The organism is Acinetobacter sp. YH16032 (assembly GCF_013417345.1).
Lineage (GTDB): Bacteria > Pseudomonadota > Gammaproteobacteria > Pseudomonadales > Moraxellaceae > Acinetobacter.
On the sequence record NZ_VPEE01000061.1, the window covers coordinates 1 to 6,470 of the forward strand.

8 protein-coding genes and 1 pseudogene are annotated in these 6,470 nt (G+C 47.3%); 8 read left to right on the forward strand and 1 reads right to left on the reverse strand.

Annotation, left to right across the window (positions count from 1 at the left end):
• From FTV32_RS15460 to FTV32_RS15470, 3 genes and pseudogenes are all read left to right on the forward strand, one after another.
• Positions 1-129, forward strand: a pseudogene (locus FTV32_RS15460) (transposase zinc-binding domain-containing protein); the annotation flags it as partial.
• 61 nt (positions 130-190) lie between these two features.
• Positions 191-895, forward strand: coding sequence for an IS6-like element IS26 family transposase (locus FTV32_RS15465; protein WP_001067855.1), 705 nt, complete (start codon positions 191-193; stop codon positions 893-895).
• A 39-nt stretch (positions 896-934) separates the two neighbouring features.
• Positions 935-1,336 carry a LysR substrate-binding domain-containing protein gene (locus tag FTV32_RS15470; RefSeq protein WP_001183556.1) on the forward strand — a complete coding sequence of 134 codons (402 nt, stop codon included), beginning with the start codon at positions 935-937 and terminating at the stop codon, positions 1,334-1,336.
• A gap of 136 nt (positions 1,337-1,472) precedes the next feature.
• On the opposite strand, the gene FTV32_RS15475 is transcribed toward FTV32_RS15470, so the two are convergent.
• Positions 1,473-2,288, reverse strand: coding sequence for an APH(3')-I family aminoglycoside O-phosphotransferase (locus FTV32_RS15475; protein WP_000018323.1), 816 nt, complete (start codon positions 2,286-2,288; stop codon positions 1,473-1,475).
• Between the two features lie 129 nt (positions 2,289-2,417).
• On the opposite strand from FTV32_RS15475, the gene FTV32_RS15480 reads away from it, so the two are divergent.
• From FTV32_RS15480 to FTV32_RS15500, 5 genes are all read left to right on the forward strand, one after another.
• On the forward strand, positions 2,418-3,122 hold the full coding sequence (locus FTV32_RS15480; RefSeq protein ID WP_001067855.1) for an IS6-like element IS26 family transposase: 705 nt from the start codon (positions 2,418-2,420) through the stop codon (positions 3,120-3,122).
• Between the two features lie 72 nt (positions 3,123-3,194).
• Entirely contained in the window at positions 3,195-3,788 is a 594-nt protein-coding gene (locus FTV32_RS15485; RefSeq protein ID WP_205779272.1) for a tyrosine-type recombinase/integrase, read from the forward strand.
• A 189-nt stretch (positions 3,789-3,977) separates the two neighbouring features.
• On the forward strand, positions 3,978-5,144 hold the full coding sequence (locus tag FTV32_RS15490; RefSeq protein ID WP_024160783.1) for a tetracycline-inactivating monooxygenase Tet(X3): 1,167 nt from the start codon (positions 3,978-3,980) through the stop codon (positions 5,142-5,144).
• Between the two features lie 148 nt (positions 5,145-5,292).
• Positions 5,293-6,030 (forward strand): recombinase family protein, encoded by a 738-nt coding sequence (locus FTV32_RS15495; protein ID WP_001366550.1) that lies wholly within the window; start codon positions 5,293-5,295, stop codon positions 6,028-6,030.
• Positions 6,027-6,251, forward strand: coding sequence for a hypothetical protein (locus FTV32_RS15500; RefSeq protein ID WP_000743213.1), 225 nt, complete (start codon positions 6,027-6,029; stop codon positions 6,249-6,251). The genes FTV32_RS15495 and FTV32_RS15500 overlap by 4 nt, the downstream gene beginning before the upstream one ends.
• Positions 6,252-6,470 lie beyond the last annotated feature (219 nt).

The window sequence follows — 6,470 nt, forward strand, 5'->3', positions numbered from 1 at the left end:
TGCGAGTCTTGCCACGCCGAGCACCTGGTCGCTTTCAGCTGTAAGCGTCGCGGTTTCTGCCCGAGCTGTGGGGCGCGGCGGATGGCCGAAAGTGCCGCCTTGCTGGTTGATGAAGTACTGCCTGAACGGCACTGTTGCAAATAGTCGGTGGTGATAAACTTATCATCCCCTTTTGCTGATGGAGCTGCACATGAACCCATTCAAAGGCCGGCATTTTCAGCGTGACATCATTCTGTGGGCCGTACGCTGGTACTGCAAATACGGCATCAGTTACCGTGAGCTGCAGGAGATGCTGGCTGAACGCGGAGTGAATGTCGATCACTCCACGATTTACCGCTGGGTTCAGCGTTATGCGCCTGAAATGGAAAAACGGCTGCGCTGGTACTGGCGTAACCCTTCCGATCTTTGCCCGTGGCACATGGATGAAACCTACGTGAAGGTCAATGGCCGCTGGGCGTATCTGTACCGGGCCGTCGACAGCCGGGGCCGCACTGTCGATTTTTATCTCTCCTCCCGTCGTAACAGCAAAGCTGCATACCGGTTTCTGGGTAAAATCCTCAACAACGTGAAGAAGTGGCAGATCCCGCGATTCATCAACACGGATAAAGCGCCCGCCTATGGTCGCGCGCTTGCTCTGCTCAAACGCGAAGGCCGGTGCCCGTCTGACGTTGAACACCGACAGATTAAGTACCGGAACAACGTGATTGAATGCGATCATGGCAAACTGAAACGGATAATCGGCGCCACGCTGGGATTTAAATCCATGAAGACGGCTTACGCCACCATCAAAGGTATTGAGGTGATGCGTGCACTACGCAAAGGCCAGGCCTCAGCATTTTATTATGGTGATCCCCTGGGCGAAATGCGCCTGGTAAGCAGAGTTTTTGAAATGTAAGGCCTTTGAATAAGACAAAAGGCTGCCTCATCGCTAACTTTGCAACAGTGCCATTTTAAGCGTTATGCTAAGCCCAGGAAGCCGCAGGATCTTTTGAACCACAACTGCATTAACGTCCGCTATTCTGATACGAGTGGATTGTACGCCTGGGAATTCGAGAAAGATGCTCAGAAATTCAGTCTGAAAGTCAAAGGGCAATATATTGCGAACAGCACGATTCATCAGCTCGATGCAGCATTAGACGGGCTGGGGATTGCCTATATTCCCGAGTATGTTGCAGATGGATATATCAAAAGCGGCAAGCTGATTGCTGTTCTGACCGAGTGGTGTCCATATTTTGACGGCTACCATATTTATTATCCTCACCGCCGACAGGATTCTCCTGCGTTTATGGCTTTTCTGCAAGTTTTGCGTGACAGGTACAATAATGGAATAAGATAAATTTATGAGTAAAGGATTATGTCCACGATAAGCACCTGGGTCGATTCCTGGGAGGCGGCCATGAGGGTAGGGAAGCGCCGTCCCGTCAAGTCAGCGTAATGCTCTGCCAGTGTTACAACCAATTAACCAATTCTGATTAGAAAAACTCATCGAGCATCAAATGAAACTGCAATTTATTCATATCAGGATTATCAATACCATATTTTTGAAAAAGCCGTTTCTGTAATGAAGGAGAAAACTCACCGAGGCAGTTCCATAGGATGGCAAGATCCTGGTATCGGTCTGCGATTCCGACTCGTCCAACATCAATACAACCTATTAATTTCCCCTCGTCAAAAATAAGGTTATCAAGTGAGAAATCACCATGAGTGACGACTGAATCCGGTGAGAATGGCAAAAGCTTATGCATTTCTTTCCAGACTTGTTCAACAGGCCAGCCATTACGCTCGTCATCAAAATCACTCGCATCAACCAAACCGTTATTCATTCGTGATTGCGCCTGAGCGAGACGAAATGCGCGATCGCTGTTAAAAGGACAATTACAAACAGGAATCGAATGCAACCGGCGCAGGAACGCTGCCAGCGCATCAACAATATTTTCACCTGAATCAGGATATTCTTCTAATACCTGGAATGCTGTTTTCCCGGGGATCGCAGTGGTGAGTAACCATGCATCATCAGGAGTACGGATAAAATGCTTGATGGTCGGAAGAGGCATAAATGCCGTCAGCCAGTTTAGTCTGACCATCTCATCTGTAACATCATTGGCAACGCTACCTTTGCCATGTTTCAGAAACAACTCTGGCGCATCGGGCTTCCCATACAATCGATAGATTGTCGCACCTGATTGCCCGACATTATCGCGAGCCCATCTATACCCATATAAATCAGCATCCAGGTTGGAATTTAATCGCGGCCTCGAGCAAGACGTTTCCCGTTGAATATGGCTCATAACACCCCTTGTATTACTGTTTATGTAAGCAGACAGTTTTATTGTTCATGATGATATATTTTTATCGGCACTGTTGCAAATAGTCGGTGGTGATAAACTTATCATCCCCTTTTGCTGATGGAGCTGCACATGAACCCATTCAAAGGCCGGCATTTTCAGCGTGACATCATTCTGTGGGCCGTACGCTGGTACTGCAAATACGGCATCAGTTACCGTGAGCTGCAGGAGATGCTGGCTGAACGCGGAGTGAATGTCGATCACTCCACGATTTACCGCTGGGTTCAGCGTTATGCGCCTGAAATGGAAAAACGGCTGCGCTGGTACTGGCGTAACCCTTCCGATCTTTGCCCGTGGCACATGGATGAAACCTACGTGAAGGTCAATGGCCGCTGGGCGTATCTGTACCGGGCCGTCGACAGCCGGGGCCGCACTGTCGATTTTTATCTCTCCTCCCGTCGTAACAGCAAAGCTGCATACCGGTTTCTGGGTAAAATCCTCAACAACGTGAAGAAGTGGCAGATCCCGCGATTCATCAACACGGATAAAGCGCCCGCCTATGGTCGCGCGCTTGCTCTGCTCAAACGCGAAGGCCGGTGCCCGTCTGACGTTGAACACCGACAGATTAAGTACCGGAACAACGTGATTGAATGCGATCATGGCAAACTGAAACGGATAATCGGCGCCACGCTGGGATTTAAATCCATGAAGACGGCTTACGCCACCATCAAAGGTATTGAGGTGATGCGTGCACTACGCAAAGGCCAGGCCTCAGCATTTTATTATGGTGATCCCCTGGGCGAAATGCGCCTGGTAAGCAGAGTTTTTGAAATGTAAGGCCTTTGAATAAGACAAAAGGCTGCCTCATCGCTAACTTTGCAACAGTGCCAGTTTTATTACGAACGTGTTTTGGGTGGACAACGGAAAACATATTTCATCGAAAGACCAAAAAAAGAAAAAACACTTCCTGTTGTGATGAGTGAAGAAGAAACCATTCGGGTACTACGCGCTATTGAAAACGTGAAACACAAGGCTATTCTGATGACTATTTATTCGGCAGGTTTGCGCATTTCTGAATGTATAAACCTGAAAATAAAAGACATTGACTCCAAGCGCATGCAAATTCGTATAGAACAGTCAAAAGGAAAAAGAGATCGTTATACCATTTTATCTGAGAAAACATTAATTATTTTAAGAACATACTTTATGGAATATAAACCAAAAGATTATTTATTTGAAGGTCAAAAAGGTGGCGCATACTCAAGCCGAAGTATTCAAAACATTTTTAAAGCAGCTGTTTTAAAAGCAAAGATTCAAAAGGAAGTTACTGTACATACCTTACGACATAGCTTTGCAACGCATTTGCTTGAGAATGGTACGAGTTTACGTTATATTCAATCGTTGTTAGGTCATTCAAGCAGTAAAACAACTGAGGTTTATACACATATTACCACCAAGGGAATGGAACAATTAAAAAGTCCGATGGATTTGTTAGATATATAGAAAGGATTTGTATATTTGAGCAAAACTTAACAAAAAGCACTATGAATATAAATCCTTTTGAGAGAGTAGAAACGAACGGTAAACGGTTGAAAACGGATTTGTCACTGATAATGAAAGGTTTAGCAAAATAAGATATAGTGGATATATACGCCATTTGGCGTATAGCCACTTGTTATGTGCCATTTTTGAATGACAATGCGAATAGATACAGACAAACAAATGAATTTACTTAGTGATAAGAACGTTGCAATAATTGGTGGTGGACCCGTTGGACTGACTATGGCAAAATTATTACAGCAAAACGGCATAGACGTTTCAGTTTACGAAAGAGACAACGACCGAGAGGCAAGAATTTTTGGTGGAACCCTTGACCTACACAAAGGTTCAGGTCAGGAAGCAATGAAAAAAGCGGGATTGTTACAAACTTATTATGACTTAGCCTTACCAATGGGTGTAAATATTGCTGATGAAAAAGGCAATATTTTATCCACAAAAAATGTAAAGCCCGAAAATCGATTTGACAATCCTGAAATAAACAGAAATGACTTAAGGGCTATCTTGTTGAATAGTTTAGAAAACGACACGGTTATTTGGGATAGAAAACTTGTTATGCTTGAACCTGGTAAGAAGAAGTGGACACTAACTTTTGAGAATAAACCGAGTGAAACAGCAGATTTGGTTATTCTTGCCAATGGTGGAATGTCGAAAATAAGGAGCTTTGTTACCGACACGCAAGTTGAAGAAACCGGTACTTTCAACATCCAAGCTGATATTCTTCAACCGGAAATAAACTGTCCCGGATTTTTTCAGCTATGCAACGGCAACCGATTAATGGCGGGACATCAGGGCATTTTATTGTTTGCCAATCCCAATAATAATGGTGCATTGTATTTAGGAATTAGTTTTAAAACGCCCGATGAATGGAAAAATAAAATTCCCTTAGATTTTCAGGACAGAAACAGCGTTGCCGATTTTTTATTGAAAAGATTTTCCAAATGGAGTGAAGTTTACAAACAATTAATACGTTCGGTATCAACATTTCAATGCTTGCCCACAAGGAAATTTCCTTTGAACAATGATTGGAAAAGTAACCGTCCATTACCCATAACAATGATTGGCGATGCTGCTCATTTGATGTCGCCTTTTGCAGGACAGGGTGTAAATACGGGATTATTGGATGCTTTGATATTGTCTGAAAACCTTACAAACGGAGAATTTACAAGTATTGAAAATGCCATCGAAAACTACGAACAACAAATGTTTGTTTATGCAAAAGATACGCAGGACGAATCGACAGAAAACGAAACCGAAATGTTTAGTCCCAATTTTTCGTTTCAAAAATTATTGAATCTATAAACAGTAAGAAAAAACGGCTACTAACAAGCAGTTTTGCAATAGTGGGGCAGAAGTGCAAAATTGAACTTGTGTGCTTCTATCAACTTTTGTACATTAGCTGCCAGTTTAAGATGGGTGCATTTGAGTATGCCCAAAGGAGCCCGCAAGTATGCGCAGGACGAAGCCAGTAGCCGCGCCGATGGTGGCGCGGGTCTATCTGCGCGTCAGCACCGACGCGCAGGACTTGGAACGCCAAGAGGCGATCACTACGGCCGCGAAGGCCGCCGGCTACTACGTCGCCGGCATCTACCGTGAGAAGGCATCCGGCGCACGCGCCGACCGGCCTGAGCTGCTGCGCATGATCGGCGACCTACAGCCCGGCGAGGTGGTCATTGCCGAGAAGATCGACCGCATCAGCCGCCTACCTTTGCCCGAGGCCGAGCGCCTGGTGGCCTCGATACAGGCCAAAGGCGCACGCCTGGCCGTCCCTGGCGTGGTCGATCTATCCGACCTGGCGGCCGAGGCCCAGGGCGTCGCCAAGATCGTGCTGGAAGCCGTGCAGATCATGCTTTTTCGCCTGGCCTTGCAGATGGCCCGCGACGACTACGAGGACAGGCGCGAACGCCAGCGCCAAGGCATTGAGTTGGCCCGCCAGGCCGGGCGGTACAAGGGCCGCCGTGCTGATCCGAAGCGCCGCGCCCAAGTTGTCGCGCTGCGCAAGTCCGGCTACAGCATCAACAAGACCGCCGAGCTGGCCGGGTACAGTGCGGCCCAGGTGAAACGGATATGGGCCGAGGTCAGCCAGGCCGAAGCGAAGCAGCACGGCGCGTTCGTGGAGGACGCATTGACGGAAGCCGATGCCCTGGCCGCTGTCGGCCAGGATGAGCGCCAGGAGGAAAGGGCATGAAGAAGCCGAACCAAGACGACGAGCCGTTTTTCATCACCGAGGAGATTGCGGCCGAAATGATCGCCGGCGGCTATGAGTTCGAGCTGCCGCCCATTCCTTGCACCATCCGCCTACGCGACGTGCTGGAGCGCATGACCGATGCTGAGCTAGCATTGCAGCCGGGCGAGATCGCCGACCAGGAGCGTGAACGCTGCCGGCGCAAGCCGTGTTCAACCTCATGATCTGGTCATGGTATTTTTCATGGCACTGAGCCTGATAGTTCTTGCAAATTGTTGTCACTAAAGGGTTTTGTGTGCTTGTTTACAATCGAGTGGGAGTGACGGGCACTGGCTGGCAATGTCTAGCAACGGCAGGCATTTCGGCTGAGGGTAAAAGAACTTTCCGCTAAGCGATAGACTGTATGTAAACACAGTATTGCAAGGACGCGGAACATGCCTCAT

Excerpts from the sequence above, each read along its gene's own strand:
- FTV32_RS15465 (WP_001067855.1), top strand. The coding sequence starts at position 191 with ATGAACCCATTCAAAGGCCGGCATTTTCAGCGTGACATCATTCTGTGG.
- FTV32_RS15475 (WP_000018323.1), bottom strand. The coding sequence starts at position 2,288 with ATGAGCCATATTCAACGGGAAACGTCTTGCTCGAGGCCGCGATTAAAT.
- FTV32_RS15480 (WP_001067855.1), top strand. The coding sequence starts at position 2,418 with ATGAACCCATTCAAAGGCCGGCATTTTCAGCGTGACATCATTCTGTGG.
- FTV32_RS15490 (WP_024160783.1), top strand. The coding sequence starts at position 3,978 with ATGACAATGCGAATAGATACAGACAAACAAATGAATTTACTTAGTGAT.
- FTV32_RS15495 (WP_001366550.1), top strand. The coding sequence starts at position 5,293 with ATGCGCAGGACGAAGCCAGTAGCCGCGCCGATGGTGGCGCGGGTCTAT.
- FTV32_RS15500 (WP_000743213.1), top strand. The coding sequence starts at position 6,027 with ATGAAGAAGCCGAACCAAGACGACGAGCCGTTTTTCATCACCGAGGAG.